Source organism: Amycolatopsis sp. NPDC052450, assembly GCF_044547565.1.
GTDB lineage: Bacteria > Actinomycetota > Actinomycetes > Mycobacteriales > Pseudonocardiaceae > Amycolatopsis.
Window position 1 is genome coordinate 49,091 of the sequence record NZ_JBIUAQ010000029.1, and the last position, 20,923, is coordinate 70,013.

At 68.6% G+C, this 20,923-nt stretch carries 23 protein-coding genes; 12 read left to right on the plus strand and 11 right to left on the minus strand.

Annotated features, from left to right (window positions below):
- Positions 1–142 precede the first annotated feature (142 nt).
- Positions 143–790, plus strand: a complete 648-nt coding sequence (locus ACIHAO_RS33895; protein ID WP_396564809.1) for an MFS transporter — start codon at positions 143–145, stop codon at positions 788–790.
- Positions 791–793: 3 nt separating this feature from the next.
- On the opposite strand, the gene ACIHAO_RS33900 is transcribed toward ACIHAO_RS33895, so the two are convergent.
- Positions 794–1,204, minus strand: a complete 411-nt coding sequence (locus ACIHAO_RS33900) for a MarR family winged helix-turn-helix transcriptional regulator (RefSeq protein WP_396564811.1) — start codon at positions 1,202–1,204, stop codon at positions 794–796.
- Between the two features lie 87 nt (positions 1,205–1,291).
- Between ACIHAO_RS33900 and ACIHAO_RS33905 the strand changes: the two genes are divergently transcribed.
- From ACIHAO_RS33905 to ACIHAO_RS33915, 3 genes are all read left to right on the plus strand, one after another.
- Positions 1,292–2,368, plus strand: a complete 1,077-nt coding sequence (locus tag ACIHAO_RS33905; protein WP_396564813.1) for a substrate-binding domain-containing protein — start codon at positions 1,292–1,294, stop codon at positions 2,366–2,368.
- Positions 2,369–2,450: 82 nt separating this feature from the next.
- Entirely contained in the window at positions 2,451–3,068 is a 618-nt protein-coding gene (locus ACIHAO_RS33910; protein ID WP_396564815.1) for an AmiS/UreI family transporter, read from the plus strand.
- On the plus strand, positions 3,055–4,053 hold the full coding sequence (locus tag ACIHAO_RS33915) for an aliphatic amidase (RefSeq protein ID WP_396564817.1): 999 nt from the start codon (positions 3,055–3,057) through the stop codon (positions 4,051–4,053). The genes ACIHAO_RS33910 and ACIHAO_RS33915 overlap by 14 nt, the downstream gene beginning before the upstream one ends.
- Here the strand turns inward: ACIHAO_RS33915 and ACIHAO_RS33920 are convergent.
- Complete coding sequence (locus ACIHAO_RS33920; RefSeq protein ID WP_396564819.1) at positions 4,034–4,525, minus strand: hypothetical protein; 492 nt, start codon at positions 4,523–4,525, stop codon at positions 4,034–4,036. The two genes, ACIHAO_RS33915 and ACIHAO_RS33920, sit on opposite strands and share 20 nt — an antisense overlap.
- A 64-nt stretch (positions 4,526–4,589) precedes the next feature.
- Here ACIHAO_RS33920 and ACIHAO_RS33925 point away from each other — a divergent pair, with 64 nt between their 5' ends.
- Positions 4,590–5,054: an SRPBCC family protein gene (locus ACIHAO_RS33925; RefSeq protein WP_396564821.1), complete on the plus strand. Its 465-nt coding sequence runs from the start codon at positions 4,590–4,592 to the stop codon at positions 5,052–5,054.
- Here ACIHAO_RS33925 and ACIHAO_RS33930 read toward each other — a convergent pair.
- A complete protein-coding gene (locus ACIHAO_RS33930; RefSeq protein WP_396564912.1) occupies positions 4,994–6,406 on the minus strand; it encodes an MFS transporter in 1,413 nt (470 codons plus the stop codon). The two genes, ACIHAO_RS33925 and ACIHAO_RS33930, sit on opposite strands and share 61 nt — an antisense overlap.
- Positions 6,407–6,534: 128 nt before the next feature.
- On the opposite strand from ACIHAO_RS33930, the gene ACIHAO_RS33935 reads away from it, so the two are divergent.
- Together ACIHAO_RS33935 and ACIHAO_RS33940 are read left to right on the plus strand one after the other, a co-directional pair.
- A complete protein-coding gene (locus ACIHAO_RS33935) occupies positions 6,535–6,963 on the plus strand; it encodes a winged helix-turn-helix transcriptional regulator (RefSeq protein WP_396564823.1) in 429 nt (142 codons plus the stop codon).
- Positions 6,964–6,971: 8 nt separating this feature from the next.
- A complete protein-coding gene (locus tag ACIHAO_RS33940) occupies positions 6,972–7,955 on the plus strand; it encodes an ROK family protein (RefSeq protein WP_396564825.1) in 984 nt (327 codons plus the stop codon).
- Here ACIHAO_RS33940 and ACIHAO_RS33945 read toward each other — a convergent pair.
- The 5 genes from ACIHAO_RS33945 to ligD (ACIHAO_RS33965) all read right to left on the minus strand — a co-directional run bounded on the left by ACIHAO_RS33945 (position 7,933) and on the right by ligD (ACIHAO_RS33965) (position 12,707).
- On the minus strand, positions 7,933–9,321 hold the full coding sequence (locus tag ACIHAO_RS33945) for an amino acid permease (protein ID WP_396564827.1): 1,389 nt from the start codon (positions 9,319–9,321) through the stop codon (positions 7,933–7,935). The genes ACIHAO_RS33940 and ACIHAO_RS33945 overlap by 23 nt on opposite strands.
- Before the next feature lie 34 nt (positions 9,322–9,355).
- Positions 9,356–10,720, minus strand: coding sequence for a pyridoxal phosphate-dependent decarboxylase family protein (locus ACIHAO_RS33950; protein ID WP_396564829.1), 1,365 nt, complete (start codon positions 10,718–10,720; stop codon positions 9,356–9,358).
- A 79-nt stretch (positions 10,721–10,799) separates the two neighbouring features.
- Positions 10,800–11,342: a MarR family winged helix-turn-helix transcriptional regulator gene (locus ACIHAO_RS33955; protein ID WP_396564914.1), complete on the minus strand. Its 543-nt coding sequence runs from the start codon at positions 11,340–11,342 to the stop codon at positions 10,800–10,802.
- A 114-nt stretch (positions 11,343–11,456) separates the two neighbouring features.
- Positions 11,457–11,729: a hypothetical protein gene (locus ACIHAO_RS33960; protein WP_396564831.1), complete on the minus strand. Its 273-nt coding sequence runs from the start codon at positions 11,727–11,729 to the stop codon at positions 11,457–11,459.
- 60 nt (positions 11,730–11,789) lie between these two features.
- Entirely contained in the window at positions 11,790–12,707 is a 918-nt protein-coding gene (gene ligD / locus ACIHAO_RS33965) for a non-homologous end-joining DNA ligase (protein ID WP_396564833.1), read from the minus strand.
- Between the two features lie 21 nt (positions 12,708–12,728).
- Here ligD (ACIHAO_RS33965) and ligD (ACIHAO_RS33970) point away from each other — a divergent pair, with 21 nt between their 5' ends.
- Both ligD (ACIHAO_RS33970) and ACIHAO_RS33975 read left to right on the plus strand, forming a co-directional pair.
- A complete protein-coding gene (ligD, locus tag ACIHAO_RS33970) occupies positions 12,729–13,685 on the plus strand; it encodes a non-homologous end-joining DNA ligase (RefSeq protein WP_396564835.1) in 957 nt (318 codons plus the stop codon).
- Positions 13,686–13,839: 154 nt separating this feature from the next.
- Positions 13,840–14,658: a DUF4097 family beta strand repeat-containing protein gene (locus ACIHAO_RS33975; protein ID WP_396564837.1), complete on the plus strand. Its 819-nt coding sequence runs from the start codon at positions 13,840–13,842 to the stop codon at positions 14,656–14,658.
- Positions 14,659–14,847: 189 nt separating this feature from the next.
- Here the strand turns inward: ACIHAO_RS33975 and pip are convergent, their stop codons facing one another.
- Entirely contained in the window at positions 14,848–15,783 is a 936-nt protein-coding gene (gene pip / locus ACIHAO_RS33980) for a prolyl aminopeptidase (protein ID WP_396564839.1), read from the minus strand.
- Positions 15,784–15,917: 134 nt separating this feature from the next.
- On the opposite strand from pip, the gene ACIHAO_RS33985 reads away from it, so the two are divergent.
- Positions 15,918–17,015, plus strand: coding sequence for a glutamate--cysteine ligase (locus tag ACIHAO_RS33985; protein ID WP_396564841.1), 1,098 nt, complete (start codon positions 15,918–15,920; stop codon positions 17,013–17,015).
- A 12-nt stretch (positions 17,016–17,027) separates the two neighbouring features.
- Here the strand turns inward: ACIHAO_RS33985 and ACIHAO_RS33990 are convergent, their stop codons facing one another.
- Positions 17,028–17,633, minus strand: a complete 606-nt coding sequence (locus tag ACIHAO_RS33990) for a DNA-binding response regulator (RefSeq protein WP_396564843.1) — start codon at positions 17,631–17,633, stop codon at positions 17,028–17,030.
- Between the two features lie 454 nt (positions 17,634–18,087).
- Here ACIHAO_RS33990 and ACIHAO_RS33995 point away from each other — a divergent pair, with 454 nt between their 5' ends.
- A complete protein-coding gene (locus ACIHAO_RS33995) occupies positions 18,088–18,786 on the plus strand; it encodes an AraC family transcriptional regulator (protein ID WP_396564845.1) in 699 nt (232 codons plus the stop codon).
- Between the two features lie 78 nt (positions 18,787–18,864).
- On the opposite strand, the gene ACIHAO_RS34000 is transcribed toward ACIHAO_RS33995, so the two are convergent.
- Positions 18,865–19,860 (minus strand): DUF1702 family protein, encoded by a 996-nt coding sequence (locus ACIHAO_RS34000; RefSeq protein WP_396564847.1) that lies wholly within the window; start codon positions 19,858–19,860, stop codon positions 18,865–18,867.
- 427 nt (positions 19,861–20,287) lie between these two features.
- Between ACIHAO_RS34000 and ACIHAO_RS34005 the strand changes: the two genes are divergently transcribed.
- Positions 20,288–20,893 carry a DNA-binding response regulator gene (locus ACIHAO_RS34005; protein WP_396564849.1) on the plus strand — a complete coding sequence of 202 codons (606 nt, stop codon included), beginning with the start codon at positions 20,288–20,290 and terminating at the stop codon, positions 20,891–20,893.
- Positions 20,894–20,923 lie beyond the last annotated feature (30 nt).

Here is a 20,923-nt window from a genome sequence, read left to right on the forward strand (position 1 = left end):
CGCCGGAATCCGGTGAAATCTCACGGACTGCGGCTCGCCGGAGTCGGTCGGTCAACTCCTGAGCACTCGCCTGGCTCCGACCATGAGCGGCTTTCCCGGCGAAGTGGTCCATCCGCGTCGCCGGTCGCTATAGGTTGTCCCCATGTTCGTGCCGACGCCGACGCACCACGATCAGCAGCCGACCGCCGGACCGCCCTGGTGGCTGATGATCGGGCCGGGGTTCGCCGCGCTGATCGGGCTGTTCCTGCTCACCGTGATCTACCGCTTCGACGGCTCGTCCGCCCTGCAGATCGAGCTGGGCATGTCGAGCCAGTCCCTGCTGCTGAGCGGGCTCGTCGCGTACCTCGTCGCGGCCGCGATCGCCTTCCCGGCGGGTCTGCTGCTCGGCGCGCGCTTCCCGACGTCGGTGACGGTGCCCGCGCTCTTTCTGATGCTCCTCGGCGTGGTGCTGGTCGCTTTCGTTCCCAGCAGCGGTCTGCTCCTCGTCGGGCGGGTGCTCAACGGGCTCGGCGCGGGCGCGGCGATCGGCGTGACGGTCGCGTTGATTCGGCGGCTCCAGTCCGGTCGCGGCGCCGTGGCCGGTGCGGCAGCGGGCGCCGGTGTCCTTGCCTTGGTGATCGCACCGTTCCTCGGCGGGCTGCTCTCGGACGCCTTCAGCTTCCGCCTGGTGTACGTGGTGGCCGCGCTGTTCGTGGTCGTCGCGCTCGTCGTCGCCGGCGTTGTCGGCATCGTCGCGCTGACGAGGGCGAAGCCACCGGCGCGGCAAATGCCGTATCCGCCGCAGGCCTGACCTTCAGTCGCCGAGGCCCCGCAACGCCACGAGCACGTCGTCCGTCACGTCGAGACTGGCTTCCACCTCGGCGACCTTCGCGGCCACGCGCCGGTACGTCGCCCGGCCGCGGGCGCTGAGGTGCACGAGCACTCGGCGCCTGTCCGCGGCGTCGACCTCGCGGTACGCCTGCGCCGTGGTGACCAGTTTGTCGACCACCCTGGTGAGCGTCGGGGCGGTGGCCAGTGTCCGGTCGGCGAGGTCGGCCATGGCGAGGCCGCCCTTGCCGCTCAGCGCGTCCAGCACCAGCCACTGGTCCAGGGTGAGACCTTCCTTGGCGAGCACCTGCTCCACCTTGCCGGCGACGGCCCTGGCGGCGCGGGTGAGCGAGCCGGTGAGCGACGTTCCGGCGGTCGCGACGCCGCGTGTCCCCATATCCCGTCCCCTTGCCAAAACCGGACACCCTCGCAATACTTCCAGGTGAAAGCACTTTGACCTTACCGGGCCACCGCACGGAGCGCCATGCCCCTACGCCTCGCCACCCGGACCCGCGACGACACCTGGCGTGTGGCCATGGTGGTCCCGTTGCAGGGGCCAGCCGGGCTGTTCGGCCCGTCCTGCGAGGCGATCACGGATCTCGCCGTCCACGAACTCAATGAGTCCGGCGGGATTCTCGGCAGGCAGGTCGAGGCCGAGGTGGTCGACGGCGGCGGCACCCCCGCGCAGGTGGCCGAAGACCTGCGCCGGCTGGTCGACGCGGGACGGGTCGACGCGGTGAGCGGCTGGCACATTTCGTCGATCCGGCACGCGCTCGCGCCGGTCGTGGCCGACAGGGTGCCGTACGTGTACACGTCACTCTATGAAGGCGGCGAGCGGCGTTCCGGCATCTTCTGCACGGGAGAGACGCCGCGCTGCCAGATCGAACCGGCGCTGCGCTGGTTGCGCGACAACCTCGGCGCCCGGCGGTGGTTCGTGGTCGGTGACGACTACGTGTGGCCGCATCGGTCGACGCGGGCGATCCGGCAGTACGCCAAGGATCTCGATCTGCGCATCACCGGCGAGGCGTTCGTCGGGCTCGGCGCGGGCGACATGTCCACAGTGGTCCGTTCGGTCGAACAGTCCACAAGCGACGGTGTGCTCATGTTGCTGGTCGGGCAGGACGCGGTGCGTTTCAACCGCGCCTTCGCCGCACAAGGGCTCAGCGACCGGCTGGTCCGGTTCAGCCCGCTGATGGAGGAGAACATGCTCCTTGCGAGCGGCGCGCACGCCACCGGCAACCTCTACGTCTCCGCCGCGTACTTCCGGTCGATGGTCACCGCCGACGCGATGGACCTGCTCGGCCGGTACGTCGACCGCAACGGTCCCGGAGCCCCGGCCTTGAACAACGCCGCCGAATCCTGTTACGAGGGACTGCACACACTGGCCGAACTCGTCCGCCGGGCAGGCAAGCCCGACCTGCCCGCGCTCAACGCGGCGATCGACGGCGTCGCCTATCACGGCCCGCGCGGCACGATCGAGTTCCGCGGGCAGCAGGCCGACCAGCACGTCCATCTCGCGGTCGCCGACGGTTACGACTTCGAAGTCCTGACCCGGCTCTGAACTCCACCCTTGACTCACTCCGGCACACCACATACTTTCATTTGAAATTATTCCACGTGATGCACATTACGCGGAGGTGAGCATGGGCAACGTGGGCCTTCTCTACGTCGGCGCCGCCTTGATGATCAACGGCCTGATGTTGCTCGGCCGGATACCGCCACGCTCGGCGGCGGTGCTGAACCTGTTCGTGGGCGCGCTCCAGTGCGTCACCCCGACCGTGCTGATCGTCCAGGCGGGCGGGAACCAGGACGCGATCCTCGCCGCGTCCGGGTTGTACCTGTTCGGTTTCACCTATCTGTACGTCGGCATCGCGAATCTCGCCGGCCTGGCACCCGAAGGCATCGGCTGGTTCTCGCTGTTCGTGGCGGGCGCCGCCGTGGTGTACGCGGGAATCGCGTTCTGGCACGACGCCGATCCGGTGTTCGGCGTCATCTGGCTGTCCTGGGCACTGTTGTGGACGTTGTTCTTCCTGGTGCTCGGCCTCGGCAAGGAACGGCTGACCCGGTTCACCGGCTGGACCGTCCTGCTGCTCAGCCAGCCGACCTGCACGGTGCCCGCCTTCCTCGGCCTCACCGGTGCTTACCGCAGTGACGGCGGGACGGCGCTGATCGCGGCCGCGATCGCCTGCGTGCTGGTCGCGGCGGCCATGTTGCTCCAGAAAACCCACCAGGAGAAGAGGAATCCCCATGCGACACGGTGATATTTCCGCCAGCCCCGACACGGTCGGCGTCGCGGTGGTCAACTACAAGATGCCGCGGCTGCACACCAAGGCCGAGGTGCTCGACAACGCCCGCAAGATCGCCGAAATGGTGGTGGGCATGAAATCCGGGCTTCCGGGCATGGACCTCGTGGTGTTCCCGGAGTACTCGACCCAGGGCATCATGTACGACCCGAAGGAAATGTACGAGACCGCGGCGACGATTCCCGGTGAGGAAACCGAAATCTTCGCCGCCGCCTGCCGCGAAGCCCAGACCTGGGGCGTCTTCTCCATCACCGGCGAGCGGCACGAGGACCACCCGCACAAGCCGCCGTACAACACGCTCGTGCTCATCAACGACCGCGGCGAGATCGTCCAGAAGTACCGCAAGATCCTGCCGTGGTGCCCGATCGAAGGCTGGTACCCCGGCGAGGACACCTACGTCAGCGACGGCCCGAAGGGCATGAAGATCTCGCTGATCATCTGCGACGACGGGAACTACCCGGAGATCTGGCGCGACTGCGCGATGAAGGGCGCCGAGCTGATCGTGCGCTGTCAGGGTTACATGTATCCGGCCAAGGAGCAGCAGATCCTGATCGCCAAGGCGATGGCGTGGGCCAACAACTGTTACGTGGCCGTGGCGAACGCCGCCGGTTTCGACGGCGTGTACTCCTACTTCGGCCATTCCTCGATCATCGGCTTCGACGGGCGCACGCTCGGCGAGACCGGCGAAGAAGAGTACGGGATCCAGTACGCGCAGTTGTCGGTGTCGGCGATCCGCGACGCGCGGACCTACGACCAGTCGCAGAACCACATCTTCAAGCTGCTGCACCGCGGTTACACCGGCGTGCAGGACGCGGACGAGGGCGACAAGGGCGTGGCGGACTGCCCGTTCGACTTCTACAAGCTCTGGGTCACCGACGCCAAGAAGGCGCAGGAGAAGGTCGAGTCGATCACGCGCGACACCATCACTCCTCGGACCCCATGATGAGGACGGTGAGCCGGACACCCCGTGACGTGTGGGCGAAACTCAGCACCAGCGGGACGAGCACCAGCGCGAAGTAGGTCCACAAAGGCCAGTGGTACAGATGGTTCAGGTGCCAGGTTTCCTTGAGGGCGATGAAGAAGGCGCCCGCGGTCACGATGAACCAGCCGCGGGCCTTGTTGGCGAAGGTGGCCATGGTGCGCCGCTGCTCGGTCGTGAACGACTTCATGACCTCGCGGTGCACCTTGCGCCGCCGTCGCCGTTCCTTGGCGATGGCCACCGGTGGCAGCAACCACCACCAGCGCGAAACGGGCCGTCCGAAGTCGGGGCGGGGCATCTCCTCGAGCGAGCGCAGGTCGGCGAATCGTTTGCTCTCCTCACGGAGTTCGAGCGCGCCCTGGTACATGGGCCCGGCGACGAGGAGCCAGCCGCCGAGGAAGGCGGACCAGGCGACGAAGTACTCGATGTGGATCACCCCTCCCGGACCACCGGCGTCCGTGATCCGCGATGATCAGCTTATCCGCCCTAGACTCGGGAGGATGGACAGGATCGACAGCGGCCGCCGGGTGATCGCCGCCCCGCCCGAGACCGTCTACCAGGCCCTTCTCGACCGCGAGTCGCTGGAGGCCTGGTTGCCGCCCGAAGGTATGCGCGGCCGGATCGACCGCTGGGATCCGCGGCCGGGTGGCGGTTTCCGGATGATCCTCACCTACCTCGACGCGTCCGCCGCGCCCGGTAAATCTTCGGACGCGACGGACGTGGTCGAAGTCGGGTTCGCCGACCTGGTGCCCGCGGAACGCGTGGTGCAGCTGGCCGTGTTCGAGTCCGGGGACCCGGCGTTCGCGGGCACCATGACGATGACCTGGGAGCTGGCCGCCGCGGGTGACGGCACCGAAGTGACCGTCACCGCGACGGACGTCCCGTCCGGCATCGGCCAGGCGGATCACGAGACCGGGATCGCCTCTTCGCTGGCCAATCTGGCCTCCTTCGCCGAAACACGCTGACGGCCGGACGCGATGACGATCGCGGCGAGGACGGCCATCACCAGCGGGACGACCAGCGCCGCGCGGAAGCCGCCGAGCGCGGCCTCTCGCGACCCGTCACCGAGGGCGGCGACGTTGACGGCGGTCACCGCGGACAGCCCGAGCGCCGCGCCGAACTGGAACGCCGTGTACAGCAGACCGCCGGCGAGTCCCTGTTCGTCCTCGGCGATCCCGTCTGTGGCGACGATCGTCAGCGGACCGTAGGCGAGGGCGAATCCGAGGCCCAGGATGATCATCGACGGGAACATCGCCGCGTATGTCCAGTCCAGGTCCAACGGCAGGAAGAGCGCGTACGCCACGGCCGCCAGCACGAAGCCGCCGAAGATCAGCCGCGTGTTGCCGAACCTCGCCACCAGACGCGGGGTCAGCGTCGGCGCCAGGATCGCGTCGATCCCGACGGCCAGCAGCGCCAGGCTCGTCTCCAGCGTCGACCAGCCCCGGAGTTCCTGCAGGTACAGCGTGACCAGGAACTGGAATCCGAAGAACGAACCCGCGAAGAGCAAGGCGCTGACGTTCGCCCGCACCAGCGGTCCCGACCTCAGGATGCCCAGCCGCACCAGCGGCGCAGGCGAGCGCCGCTCGACGGCAACGAAGGTGACCAGCGCGGCCACTCCGCCGGTGAAGGACGCCACGGTCCAGCCCCAGCCCTGCGCGGGGTGCTCCAGCCGGACCACCGCGTAGGCGATCAGCAGCATCGCCATGGTCACGGTGAGCGCGCCGGCGAAGTCCAGGCGACGGGGCCCGCGCTCCTGCCGCGCGGGTTCCTTGATGAGCCAGAGCGCGGCGACCAGGATGACGGCCGACAGGATCACCGGCGTGAAGAACACCCAGCGCCAGTCGATCCTGGCCAGCAGGCCGCCGATGACCAGGCCGAGCGAGAAACCACCCGCCCCGGTTCCGGCGTAGAACAGCAGCGCTTTGTTGCGTTTCGGGCCCTCTTCGAAGCTCGTGGTGATGATCGAGAGGCCTGCCGGGGTCATGAAGGCCGCGGCGACGCCGGTGACGAACCGGGCGAGCAGCAGCATCCAGCCCTCGGTGGCGAACCCGCCCAACCCGGAGAAGACGAGGAACACCACCAGCCAGCCGAGGAACATCCGGCGGCGGCCGTACAGGTCGGCGGCGCGCCCGCCCAGCAGCATGAACCCGCCGTAGCCGAGCACGTAGGCGCTCACCACGCCGCTCAGCGTCGCCGTCGACAGGCCGAGTTCGGCCCGGATGGACGGCAGCGCCACGTTCAGCATCGCGACGTCGATGCCCTCCAGGAAGATGGCGCCGCACAGCACTATGAGCACGCCCCAGGCCCGGCCATCCATCCGGTCTGCGGCACGCGGCTGCGGTTGCGAGTTGTTCAAGGTCTTCTCCCTCAGTGAACGGGAACCGACGGTTACTCATCAGCCGGTCGGTTCCCTCTTGTAACCAAGGGGATCTTCCGTCACTATCGATGACCATGGAAGAAGGCACTTTGAACTCACCTAGTCGTTGTGAACTCACCGAGGAGGACTACGAGGCCTTCCAGTGGGACACGCGTGAGGACTGCGAGGTCCGCCAGATCCTGGACAGGGTGGCGGACAAGTGGTCGCTCCTGGTCATCGCGCTGCTCGACCGGAACACGCTGCGGTTCACCGAGCTCAAGTACAAGATCGACGGCATCAGCCAGCGCATGCTCACCACGACGCTGCGTCATCTCGAACGCGACGGGCTGGTGCAGCGGACCGTCTATCCGGTGGTGCCGCCCCGCGTCGAGTACGCGTTGACGCCGCTGGGGATGACGCTGCACAAGACCATCCAGTCGCTGGTCACCTGGACCGAAGACCACCAGAGCGAGATCGCCCTCGCGCGCGCCCAGTACGACAAACGCGTCACCGTTTAGGGAGCCGCATGGCCAGACTGTCGCGAGGGGATCCGTCACTGTTGCGGCGGCTGAACGCCATCGCCGTCCTGCGGGCGCTGTACGCGGCCGAGGAACTCACCCTCGCGGAACTGGTCAAGGCGAGCGAGGTCTCCCGGCCGACGGTCGAGGAGATCGCCGCCGATCTCGGCGAACAGGGCCTGGTCGAGGAGGTGCCGCTCTCCCCCGACGCGCCGCGGCCGGTCGGCAGACCCGCCAAGCGCTACCGCTTCCGCCCCGAGGCCGGCCACGTCGCCGGCCTCGAAGTCGGCCCGCACCAGGCGTTGTGCCTGGTCGCCGACCTGCGGGGCGAGGTCGTCGGGCGGGCGAAGACCGGCCTCACCCCGGAAATGGCCGCCTCCGACCGGCTCGGCGCCGCGCGCCGGGTGCTCGGCACGGCCGTCGAAGGCCACGTCAACGTGCGGCTGCTCGGCGTCGGCACCACCGGCGTGGTGTCCGGCGGCAAGGTCGTCCGCGACGACCGCCTTCCCGGCTGGACCGGTGTCGACCTGCCCGCGGAGTTCGGCGGTGGATGCCCGGTGCTGGCCGGGAACGACACCAAGCTCTCGACGCTGGCCGAACACTGGCGCGGCGCCGCGCACGGCCTCGACGACGTCGTCTACGTGCACGCCGGGCGCACCGTCTCTCTGGGCCTGCTGCTCGGTGGGAAGCTGCACGCCGGCCACCACGGCGCGGCGGGCGAGATCGGCGCCCTGCGCCAGGCCGGCGGGTTCGTCGAACTCGTCGCCGCGACCGTCCTCGCCGTCGACCCGCAACTGGTGGTGATCGGCGGCACCGGAAACCCGCTGGCCCTGCTGATGGCGCCGCTGCGTGCCGAACTGGCCCGGCTGTGCCTGTTCCCGGTGCGCGTCGAGACGTCGACACTCGGCGAAGACTCGGTGGCGCTCGGCGCGGTCCGGCTCGCCCTCAGCCGCGTGGAGCACGAGCTGTTCAGCGTCGCGGATGTCGCCTGAGCAGGCCGATCACCACGATCAGCACGGCCACCGCACCGCTGGTGAACAGCTGCGTCCGCGCGTCGGCGTCCGTCCACATGAGAATGAGCACGCCCGCCATCGCGATCAGCGCGACCCAGCTGAGCCACGGGAAACCCCACATCCGCACCGGCAGGTCAGCGGCCGTGCCGTCGCGGTCGGCGGCCCGGCGCAGCCTGAGCTGCGAGATCGCGATGAAGATCCACACCAGCAGGATGTTGGCGCCGATGGCGTTCAGCAGGAACGGCAGCACGTGTTCGGGGGCGAGGAAGTTCAGCAGTACGGCCACGAAACCGAAGGCCACCGACGCCAGCACCGCCGTCCGGGGGACGCCCGCTCCCGACAGCTTGAGCATCGCGCGCGGCGCTTCACCACGATCGGCCAGGGAGAACACCATCCGCGAGGCGCCGTAGAGGTTCGCGTTCAGCGCCGAGAGCAGCGAGGTCAGCACGACGAAACTCATCAGCAGCGCCGCCGACGGCACCCCGATCTGCTCCAGGATGGTCACGAACGGGCTGGTGTTCGCCGAGGCGGACTCCCACGGCAGCAACAACACCATCAGCGCCACGGAACCGATGTAGAACAGCAGCAGCCGGACGATGACCGTGCGCGTGGTGCGGCGGATCGAGTCCGCCGGGTCGTCGGACTCCGCCGCGGCGATGGTGACCAGTTCCATGCCGCCGAAGGAGAACGCGACCGCGAGCAGACCGGTCAGCACCCCTTGGAGGCCGTTGGGCAGGAAACCGCCGTGCCCGGTGAGATTGTCCAGCCCGACCGGTGACGTCCCCGGCAGGATCCCGAACACCGCCAGCGTGCCGAGTACGAGAAACCCGACCACGGCGGTCACCTTGATCGCGCCGAACCAGAACTCGAATTCCCCGAACGAGCGCACCGCGAACAGGTTCACCACGGTCAGCACCGCCATGAACAGCAGCACCCAGGTCCACTGTGGAATCACCGGCAGCAGCCCGCTCGCGATGCCCGCCGCCGCGGTGGCCTCGGCGGCCACCACGACCACCAGCAGCGACCAGTACAGCCAGCCGACGGTGAACCCGGCCCAGCGCCCGAGCGCCTTCTCCGCGTACACCGAGAACGAACCGCTGCTCGGCTCGGCGGCGGCCATCTCGCCCAGCATGCGCATGACCAGCACCATGAGCAGGCCCGCGACCACATAGGACAGCAGGATGCCGGGGCCGGCGGTCTTGATCCCCGCGCCGGTGCCGACGAACAACCCGGCGCCGATGGCCCCGCTGACGGCCAGCATGGTGACGTGGCGCCGCCGGAAACCGGTGCCGAGCGACCGGGTCTCGATCGCGGTCACGGGTTCGGCGGGACCTGGTTCGGGCATGGCGGATCCATTCGTCTGCGGCGTACTGAGAAGCTCAACCGCGGGACAACTCTTCCAGCCGCTCGTGGAGCCGGTCGACGTGGTCCTCGCTTTCGGGCTTCATCAGCACGCTACGCAGGATCCTCGCGCCGTCCGCATCCGCGTCGACCCCGGTGTGACGCAGACCGAACTGCGGCTCGCTCACCCGGAGCGTGCTGAGGAACACCGGTTCCCTCGCCGCGGCCATGCCGTTGCGCAGGATCCGCGCGCTCTCCTGGTCGATCTTCGACAGCGAAAACGGTTCCGTGCGGGGGAAGTAGCCGACGATGTCGAGTTCCGGTGGCTGGTACAGGTCGAACCGCTCGGAGTCCTCCAGCAGTTTCGCCCACCGCAACGCCGCGCGGCGCCCGGCCGCGAGCACCCGGCCAAGGCCGTCCGGGGTGGGCGGCAGCACCCGGAAGGTGAGCCACAGCGCGGCGGCCGCGGCACCCGCGCGGGAGCATTCGAGACTGATCTCGCCGAGGTGCAGGTCTTCCGAGGTGAAGTAGGTGTACGGCGAATCGTGCAGGTAGAACCGGCCCGCTCCCGGATCCTTGAACAGCACCGCGCCGCAGCCATAGGGCTGGAGGCCGTGTTTGTGCGGGTCGATGACGATCGAATCGGCCTCGGCGATGGCGAGCCAAGGGGCCTCTGGCAGCCCTTCCGGTCCGTCCAAACCGGACAGAAGCCGGAAGAACCCCCCATAGGCGGCGTCGACGTGCACCCGGACGCCGTAGCGTTCGCGCAGCGCCAGCGCCTCGTGGACCGGCTCCACCGTGCCGAGCGCGGTCGTGCCCGCGGTGAGCACCACGGTGCCGATCTTCCCGGTGCGCAACAGTTCTTCGAGCGCGTCGAGATCCATCGCGCCCCGGGCGTCGACGGGCACCGTATGCCCCTCCACGCCGAGTACGCCGCACATCCGGCCGTGCGTGTAATGCGCCTCGGCGCTGTACGCGATCCCCTTGCCCGGATGTGTTTCCCGCGCGACGAACAGTGCCTCGAGGTTCGCCACCGTGCCGCTGGTGGTCAGATGCCCGAGGTGCTCCGTGTAGCCGAACATCGTGGCCAGCTGCCGGACGACCTCGCGTTCCATCTCGGCGGTCGCGGGGCCGCCGTCGAGCGCGTGGTTGTTGGGGTTGACCAGCATCGCGGTCAGGTAGCCGACCACCGCGGCCGGATGCGGCGGTTTGAGCATCTGACCGGCGTAGGACGGGTGGAAGAACGGGTAGTTGTCCTTCAGCCGCTCGGTGAGCTCCTCGAACGCGGCCTCGAACCGCCCGTCGGAGATCTCCAGCGACGGATGCGGCCGGAAGGGGGCGAACGTCTCCCCCCACGCCTCGTTCGACGTCAACGCCTGACCGAGCCAGTACCGGAAGTCCATCAAGCGCGCCCTTCGCTTCGTTCGGCTCCAAAAAACGTAGGAGTCCCCGGAGGTCCCGCGCAACCGTCTTCGGTAGGGGTCAGTTCCCCCGCGCCGCCGCCTGACGCCGCTCCTCGCCCTTCTCCTCCAGCTGCCTGACGATCTCGCGCAGCGAAGCGGCCAGCTCGGTGCATTCCCCGGGGCTGAGCCGATCGGTGACGAACGCTTCCTCCTGGTTGAACTCGGGGAAGAGCTCCCGCATCAGCCGCTCCCCCTCGGCCGTCAGCGCGAGCAGCACCAAACGTCCGTCGACCGGATGTTTGCGCCGGGTGACCAGGCCGTGTGCCTCCAGCGTCTTCATCACGCCGGTGAGCGTCCCCTTGGTGATCCCGGACTCGGCGGCGACGTGCCTGGTCTCCTTCTCGCCGAAGATCCACACCACCCAGAGCACCACGAACGCGGTCCAGGTGAGGCCCGCGTTGCGCAGGACCGAGTTCTCGAAGTGCAGCCGCACCGCCGTCGCGGCGCGGTGGAGGTTGGCGACCGCCTCCATCCGCTCCCACAACAGCGGGATCCCGCCCAGTTTGGCCCGTACGGCGTTTTCGGTCTCGGCCAGTGTGTGATACCCGGTCAACAGCCACATCCTCACCGGCCCCGGAGGCACCAGCCCGGTGGGCGCGCACCCCCGCGCACCCGCTCCGCCGATCGTATGCGGAACGGGCAGGAGTCCACAGTGGTCTTTCCGGGTTGCTCCCCGCTAGGCGGCGGACGCCAAGGGCTCCAGCAGATCCTGTCCGGTTTCGGACAACTCGGCGGCCACGCGGCTGCCCAGAACGCCTTCGCGCGGCATCCGGATCAGCCCGGCGTGGGCGAGGCGGTGCGCCGTGTTCTGGTCACTGCACGGCAGGCCGTCGACGTAGAGATCCGGCTCCAGGCTGACGGTGATCTCGGCCCTGCCCTGCGCGACGGCTCGCAGCATGGCCAGGGCGCGGCAGGACAGGCTTTCGGGGTCTATGGCTTTCTCGTTCATTCGGGGTCACTCCTCTGACCTGGGAGTTTCCCGTACGCAGCCGTTCAAACATGACACCGGTCACCGGGCGGGGACGGCCGCGCGGTGCTCGGTGATGTCGCCGAACAGGTCACCCATCTCGTCGACGCGTTCGATCACCTGATCGGCGGTGAACAGCAGGTCGGCGGCCTTGCGGCAGGATTCGACCTCCTCCCAGGTCACGGGCGTGGAGACCGTCGGGATGGCGCGGCCCCGCAGCGAGTACGGCGCGATGGTGGTCTTGGCGGTGTTGTTCTGGCTCCAGTCGATGAACACGCGGCCTGGGCGGATCGCCTTCGTCATCCGCGCGACCACGGTTTCCGGTGACCGGCGCGCGAGTTCCTCCGCGACCGCCTTGGCGTACTCGGAGGTGCGTTCGTCCGAGCGGGTGCGCACCGGGCAGTACAACTGCATTCCCTTGTTGCCGCTGGTCTTCGCGTACACGGTGAGACCGTCTCCGGTGAGCAGGTCGCTGAGCGTCTCGGCCACCCGGCAGCAGTCGACGACGTCGGCGGGCGGGCCGGGGTCGAGGTCGAAGACCAGCAGATCGGGTGATTTCCGCGCGCCGCGCGGGCCGACTGTCCACTGTGGAACGTGCAGTTCCAGCGCGGCGAGATTGGCGGCCCACATCAACGTCGGCAGGTCGCCGACGACGGGGTACTCGAGCGTTTCCTCCCCGCCGCGACGGCCCCGGTTGGTGAGCCGCGCCGTGCGCACCCAATCGGGCGCGTGCCGGGAAACGTTCTTCTCGTAGAACGGCTCCCCGTCGACGCCGTCGGGAAAACGGCGGAACGTGGCGGCGCGGTCGCGCAGATGCGGGAGCAGCACGGGGGCGATCCGGCGGTAGTAGTCGAGGACCTCCCGTTTGGTGAAACCGTGCGACGGGTAGAGCACCTTGTCCAGATTGGACAGCGCCAGCCGCCGTCCCTCGACCTCGACCGTTATCCGCTCCTCAGGCACCCTTCGACGGTACCGTGAGGTGTGACCACCGTGCCGGACGCGATCGCCCCGATGCTGGCGACCGAGGGTGACCTGCCCACCGGCGGGTGGGGGTACGAATACAAATGGGACGGCTACCGCTGCTGCCTGCGGGTCGCCCGCGACGGTGAGACGCGCTTGACCAGCCGGCGCGGCCTCGACACGACGGCGACGTACCCGGACGTGACCGGTGAAGCGCTCGATGGCCGCGAAGCCGTCCTCGACGGCGAGATCGTCGTCCTCGACGACAAGGGGCGGCCGAGCTTCCCGCTGCTGCAAACACGGCATCTGCGCACGCCGGACGCGCCGCTGCTGGAGCGCAGCCCCGTGCACTTCTTCGCCTTCGACGTGCTGTTCCTCGACGGCGACCTTCTGCTCGACGAGCCCTACGCCGCCCGCCGCGAGCTGCTGACGTCGCTGGGCGGCGGCCGCATCGTCATCCCACCGGGGTACACCGACGACGACATCTCCCCCGATCGGCTGCTCGACGTCGCGCGGGAACACGGGCTAGAAGGGCTGATCGCGAAGAAGCTCGACAGCCGGTACTACCCCGGCAAGCGGACGCGGCAATGGGTCAAACGGGCGCTGTGGCACACCCAAGAGGTCGTCATCGGTGGCTGGCGCGCGGGCGAAGGGCGGCGTTCGGGCACTCTCGGCGCCCTGCTGCTGGGCGCGCACGACGAGTCCGGCGTTCTGCGGTACATCGGCGACGTGGGCACCGGGTTCAGCGACAAGGCCCTCGAAGACCTGCATGTCAGGCTCGCGCCACTGACAAGAAAGACACCTCCCTTCGCTTCGGAAGTCCCGCGTGACCGGGCGCGGCTGGCGCGGTGGGTGGAGCCGGAACTCGTCGGGGAGGTCGTGCACCGCAATTGGACCCCGGACGGCCGCCTGCGGCACACGACCTGGCGGGGGCTGCGCGCGGACAAGACCCCCGGCGACGTCGTACTGCCGTCGTAGCGGCTCGCCTCGGCCGGGATTCTCGGAAGCCGGGGCGTCCTTACCCGGTCACGTCGTGTCCCCGGCATGTCAGCGTCGTGGCGGTCCCGTGTCAGTGCGGTCGGCGATCGTTGCTCTCACAACGAAAGACCACCGCGACCGAGGAGTTCCTCTCATGTCTGTCTTCCCCACGCCGTCCCCGATCACCGCCACGCTGACCACCGCGGGCGCCCGGATCCGCGTCACCGCGAGCGAACGCCCCGACACGGTGGTGCTCGTCGAGCCGATCGACGCCGCGAGCAAGTCGGACGTGAAGGTCGCCGAGAACACCAAGGTCGGCTTCGACGACGGCAAGCTGTCGATCGAGACGAAGAAGGCGGGCGGCAAGAACGGTTCGGTCGCGATCACCATCGAGGTGCCCACGGGTTCCCAGCTGGTCCTCAACACGGCCTGGTCGGACGTGACCGCCGAAGGCCGGTTCGGCGAGTGCGCGCTGGAGGTGTCGTCAGGCCGGATTCAGGTCGACCGCGTCGCGTCGGTGCGCGGGAACCTGTCGGCGGGCGAGATCGCGATCGGGCACGTCGCCGGCACCGTGGACGTCGACGGCGGCTCGGCCGGAGTGCGGATCGGCGAGGTCGAGGGCACCGTCCGATACGAGGGCGCGACCGGCAAGGTCTGGATCGGGCACGCCCGGTCCGACGTCGCTCTCTCCGGTTCGAGCGGGAGTTTCGACATCGACCGCGCCGACGGCGACGTCACCGCACAGGCCGCCAACTGCCCGATCCGCGTAGGCAGGCTCTCACGCGGCGAGGCCGAGCTTACGAACGCGTCCGGCGGCATCGAGGTCGGGATCGAAGGGGAAACCGCGTCGGTGGATGCCAAGAGCACCAAGGGATCCGTGCGCAACTCCTTCACCACGGACGGCGGGCAGGGCGGGGTCAAGGTCTACGCCCGCACTCGGCTCGACGACATCGTCATCCACCGGGCGGCTTGAGCCCTGGTGCTCCGGGGCCGCGGATTTGTGGTCTTTGGGGCGGTGCCGTCTTGGAGTGGCGGGGGGCCGGCGCAATTAGTCACCTAATTGCGAAGCGTTTCAAAGCCACGGTGCTCCCAATGTGGCATTGGGGACGATGAGTGTCCCCAATGCCACATTGGGAGCACCTTCCGCAGCCGAAGCCGATCCTCATGAAGCGAACCGGTCCAGCGCCGCCAGTTTCCAGGCCCGTTTCACGTCGCTCGACCGATGCCCGGAGCCGTCGTCGATCAGCAGCTCCGCGCCGGGCCAGGCGCGGGCGAGTTCCCACGCGGTGTCCACCGGGCAGCTTAGGTCCCGGCGTCCGTGGATCAGCACACCGGGGATGTCCCGCAGCAGGACGGCGTCGCGGATCAGCGCGCCGGGCTCCAGCCAGCCGGCGTGGGAATAGTAGTGCGTGACGATGCGCGCGAAGGCCAGTTCCCAGTCTCCGATCGGACCATTGTGGACGGTCGCGCCGGGTTCCAGTGAGAGCACGGTGTCCTCCCAGGCACACCACGAGCGAGCGGCCTCGGTTCGCACGTGCGGGTCGGGATCTTCCATGAGCCGCGCGTAGGCCGCGACGAGGTCACCGGAAAGATCGCCGCGGAAGCGAGCCCATTCTTCGGGGAAGAACCGGCCGGCACCGCGGTACAGCCAGTCGATCTCGGAAGGCCGTGTCGTGCTGATCGCGCTGAAGATGATCTCCGTGACCCGCTCCGGGAACCGTTCGGCGTAGGCGAGCGCGAGCGTCGTGCCCCACGAACCGCCGGTGACGAGCCAGCGTTCGATACCCAGGTGTTCCCGCAACCGTTCCATGTCGGCGACGAGATGGTGTGTCGTGTTGTGCCGCAGGTCGGTCGCGGGGTCGCTCGCGTGCGGAGTGCTGCGGCCGCAGCCGCGCTGGTCGAACAGCACCGCGCGGTAGCGGGCCGGGTCGAACATCCGCCGCATTCCCGGCGTGCAGCCCTGCCCGGGGCCGCCGTGCAGCATGACGGCCGGCTTGCCGTCCGGGTTCCCGCAGGTCTCCCAGTGGACGAAGTTGCCGTCACCTACATCGAGCAGTCCGTTGTCATACGGCTCGGCAGGGGGATACAGATCGATCATGAACTCAGCCTAGACCGTCAGTGAGACCACGAAACACTTTCGCCGCAACGAAGTTCAGCACACCGGCCCTTTCCCCGCCGCGCTCGGAGGAGGAGATTCAGAGGTACCGGCGAATTCCCCGGAAACGGAGAGACATGGCGGTCGACGGCATGGACTTCACCCTTGGGGTGGAGGAAGAATTCGTCCTTCTCGACCCGGTGGACGGCGCGGTCGCGTTGCGTGCCCCCGAACTTCTCGCAAGTCTCGTTCCCGGGCCGGACGTCAGCGGTGAGCTGATGCGGTTCCAGATCGAGACCGCGACCGGCGTCTGCCGCGGCCTGGACGAGGTGCGCTCGGAGCTGACGCGGTTGCGGCAGACCGTCGCGACGGCGGCGGAGGCCGACGGTTGCCTCATGGTGGCGGCGGGGATCCCACCCGGCGAACTGCGGGGTGACACGCTCACGCCCGAACCCCGGTACCGGCGGATGGCACAGGCGTTCCCGGAGCTGATCGACGAGGCGGGAACGTGTGCCTGTCATGTGCACGTCGGGCTGCCGTCGCGGGATCTCGGCGCGCGGATCCTCACCGGACTGCGGCCGTGGCTCGCCCCGTTGCTGGCGCTCAGCGTGAACTCCCCGGTGGAGCGCGGCGCCGACTCCGGCTGGTCGAGCAGGCGTTTCCCGATCTGGGATCGCTGGCCGACGGCGAAACCGCCGGACGAGTGGTCCGGCGCGGCCGCGTACGACCGGAGTATCGGCGACGCCTTGCGCCGGGGCGACGCGCTCGACGCGGCGGGGGTCTACTTCTACGCCCGCCTTTCCCCTCGCCATCCCACGGTCGAGGTGCGGATCGCCGACGTCTGCCTTGCCGTCGACGACGCGGTGCTCCTCGCCGCGTTGGTGCGCGGACTGGTCGCGACCTGTGCCGTGACGACGCGATCGCCGCGAGCCCGCGGGACCCGGATCGGCGCGGCTTTGACGGCCGCCGCGCGCCGGGGTCTCGACGGGCCGGGCATCGACGTCTTCACCGGCAGGGAGGCCGATCAGCGCCACCTGCTCGGTGAACTGGTCGATTTCGTCCGGCCGGCGCTCAAGGCCGCGGGCGACGAGGAAGACGTCGAGCGGGGGTTGGACTCGGTGTTCGAACACGGGACCGGCGCTGCCAGGCAGCGCCGGTTGTTCGCGGAAGCCGCTTCGCTCGGCGAGTTCGCCGCGGAGCTCGCCCACGCGACGATGAACGTCCCGACCCGGTGAAACGAACCGGCTTCACAGCCAGCCGGACTCCTTGGCGATCCGCACCGCGTCGACCCGGTTGCGCGCGCTGAGTTTCGACACGATGGTGGTCAGGTAGTTCCGCACGGTGCCGGCGGACAGGAACAGTTCGGCCGCGATCTCGGTCGGGTCGGAGCCGACCGACGCGAGCCGGAGCACCTCGATCTCGCGGGCGGTGAGCGGGCATTCCTCGCTGTCCCAGGCGGCGAGCGCCAGATCGCCGTCGACGACGCGCCGCCCGGCGGCGACCCCCCGGACCGCGTTGGCGAGCCTGTCGGCGGGCGCGTCCTTGCGCAGGAAACCGTTGACCTTCGCCGCCAGGGCCCGCCGAAGGGTTCCCGGGCTGCCGAGCGAGGTGAGGATCAGCGTGCGCACACCGGGCAGTTGTTCGTGCAGTTCGGCGGCGGCGGTGAGCCCGTCCTTGCCGGGCAGGTCGATGTCGATGAGCGCGATGTCGGGATTCGCGGACCGCGCGAGCGGGAGGATCTCGTCGCCGCTGGCGCATTCGGCGACGACCTCGATGTCGGGTTCCAAACCGAGCAGCGCGACCAGGGCTCCACGGACAATGTGCATGTCCTCGGCCACCAGGACCTTGATCATCGACCCCATCTGCCTTTCACCGCATCCCGCCCCCGAGCCGCCGATACCATCCTCACACACACGTTCCCCGAAATGGAAACCGGCCCTTGACCGCCGCGGGGGGACGCGGTCAAGGGCCGGTTCTGTGTTGCCGCGGGAATACGTTCTTCGGACCGCGCCAACACGGCCGGGGAAGTTCCGGCGTGAATGCGCTACCAGGAATTCTGCGGCCATCGGCCGGTGAGATCCAGTGTGCCCAGCACCGCCGGACCGTGGTTTTCGCATGTCCGGGACCCCGTGAAATTTTCACGTCGGCGCACACATGAATCCATATCCGGCGGTGAATCAAGCACTTCAGGAGAAGCGGCGGCGAACACTAGTGTCGAAACCGCAAAGCAAGCCAGAATTCCTCGAGCGAAAGGACGGTACAATGGATGAGACTGTCCGGCGAGCCGTGGAGCGAGCCATTGGGGCCATGAACGAGAAACTGGGCGAAGAGCTCACTATCGATGACATCGCCCGTGCGGCGACGTTCAGCAAATTCCATTTCACCAGGGTGTTCCAGCAGGCCACCGGCGTCTCGCCGGGCCGGTTCCTGTCCGCGCTGCGGCTCGACGAGGCCAAGAGCCTGCTGTTGACGACCTCGATCACGGTCGCCGACATCAGCCGCCAGGTGGGCTACAACAGTGTCGGCACCTTCAGCACGCGGTTCAGCAGCCGGGTCGGCCTCTCCCCGTCCGCGTACCGGCGGCAGGGCGGGTTCCAGCGTCACCTCGCGGGCGATCCCCGTCCGGGCGCGAAGCGGGCCGTCGTCCGAGGTTTCGTGTCGGCGCCGCCGGAGATTTCGCCCGGCCTCGTCTTCGTCGGTCTCTTCCCGACGCGCATCCCCGAGGGCGCGCCCGTGCGGTACACGGTCATCGACGTCCCCGGCCCCTATCAGCTGACCGATGTCCCGGAAGGCACCTGGCACCTTGTCGCGCACTGCGTGACCGGCCCGCCCATGCGCCGCGGCACCGGGTACACCGGGCACCACGGCCCGATCACCGTCGAACCGGGTGTCTCCGCGCGGCTGGCGGATCTGCGGATGCGCCCCAAACGCCTGTTCGACCCGCCGGTCCTGCTCGCGTTGCCCGATCTGCGGCACCGGCCGGAGCCGTTCAAGCGCGCGGCCTGATCCTCCCCCGGATGTCAGGAAAGGGTCGTTCAGGACGGAAAACGTCTTGAACGACCCTTTCCTGACATCTGCGGCACCTCAGGCGGACAGACGGCCGGCCGCGGGGGCCAGCCCGTCCCGGATGTTCTGCCGCCACAGTTCGTAGGCGGGTGTCCCGTCCGCGGCGTCCGCGGTGACCTCGGTCGAGTCGGCCAGGCCGACGGCCTCCTCGATGCTCAGCCCGGCGAGGGCCCGCGCGGCGAGGCGGGTGTGCGGCGGAACGAACGACGAGAACGTCCTCGCCTTCACCGCGAACACGACACCGAGGCCGAGTTCGTCCTGGTGCTCCCCCGCCGACTCACGCAGTCTCACCAGTCCCGGCCGGTCACAGCCGCCCGCGAAGGTCGCGGCCAGCCCGACCCCGCTCCACAGGTCCGGACGGCGTCCGGCGGGGAAGCGGTTCACCGCCGCGGCGACCTTCACCGGGTCGCCGCCGTTGATGAACCACAGCGCCCGCCCGATGCCCTGGTCGCAGGCGCGCGGGAAGTACGCGGGGGCGCCCGCCCACGGGTACGGCTTGGGGACGAACTGCTCCTCGACCCACTTGCGCGTGTCGAAGTAGGCGCGATCGAAGGCGTAGCCGTCGACGGCCAGCCAGCTCATCGTCGGGTGGAACGGGACGCCGTCCAGTTCCGGCAGCACCTTCTTCCACAGCGGGCGGGGCAGCCGCGCCATCGCGAACCCGATGCCGATGTAGGTCAGGAACACGTGCGGGAGTCCGGGGCCGCTCATCAGTTCGGCCGTGCGGTCCGTCCGGCCGCCGGGCATGACGTCGAGGATGGTGAACGCCATCGCCGCACCCTCGTAGGCGAACCCGCGCAGCTCCGGCTCGACCATGTCCAGCCGCCGTTCGGCCTCCCACAGCGCCGGCGCGTCGATCCCCCACTCGAAGCCGCACACCACCGCCTGCGGGATCGACTCCAGACGGGCGGTCGCCGGCGTCGGCGGCACTCCGAAGCCTCGCCCCTCGAAGCCGACCGAAGCCAGCGAAGGCGCGAACATGACCTTGCGCAGGGCACCCAGCAATGAGCTCATCACTTACGTCCTTTGTGGATAGTGTCGGCTTCGCGCGAACTCGGCTCGTGCCGAGGAGACCACGCCGCGCTCGACGGCCGATCGAGGTCGGCGCCCGGGTACCGCCGAACAGTCCATCCCCGTCTTCGAAAGACGTCGAATTCACCCGTTCGCCGGACTAATTCACCGTAATGGAACGTACTCAACAGAGAATGAAAACCACTTATGGCAATACTTTTTACCGTCTTCTCACCTAACAGCGAGTAATCGATCGCTCTCAGTTTCAGTATGCTCGAAGCCATGACATCGTCGCAGCTCACCAGGGTTCCACCCGGCCGAGCAGGCGGCCGAAAAAAGCGCAACCTTGTATCGTGCGATTCCGATTCACTCTTCCGGGTTTGCTATGTACACTGAGAGTTAGCGCGTTTCTGGGGAAGAGGAGGTCGGAGTGATCCGAGTCCTATTGGCCGAGGATATGCACATGGTCCGCGGCGCCTTGGTCGCTCTGCTGAACCTCGAACAGGACATCGAGGTGGTCGCGGAGGTCTGCTCGGGCGACAAGATCCTTCCGATGGCCGCGGAGTATCTGCCGGACGTCGCGATCATCGACATCGACCTGCCCGCCAAGGACGGGCTCGCCGCCGCTTCCGAGCTCTATCAGCAACTTCCGAGCGTCCGCACGCTGATCCTCACCTCGCTCGGCCGGCCGGGCACCGTGCGCCGCGCGCTCGACGCGAAGGTGAACGGTTTCCTGCTCAAGGACGCGCCCGCCGACAAGCTCGCCAACGCCGTCCGCTCGGTCGCCATCGGCCGCCGCGTCATCGACAGTGAACTCGCGCTGTCCGCCTGGGAAACCGAGGACTGCCCGCTGACCCCGCGGGAAGCCGAGATCCTCCGCCTCGCCGCGAACGGGCACACGGTCGCCGACATCGCGGCGGAGTTGTTCCTGTCACCGGGAACCGTGCGGAACTATCTCGCCACGGTGGTCACGAAACTCAACGCCCGCAACCGGGTGGACGCCATCCGCATCGCCACCGATTCGGACTGGCTCTGACCCGTTCCGCGTCTTCTCTTTTGCCACAAA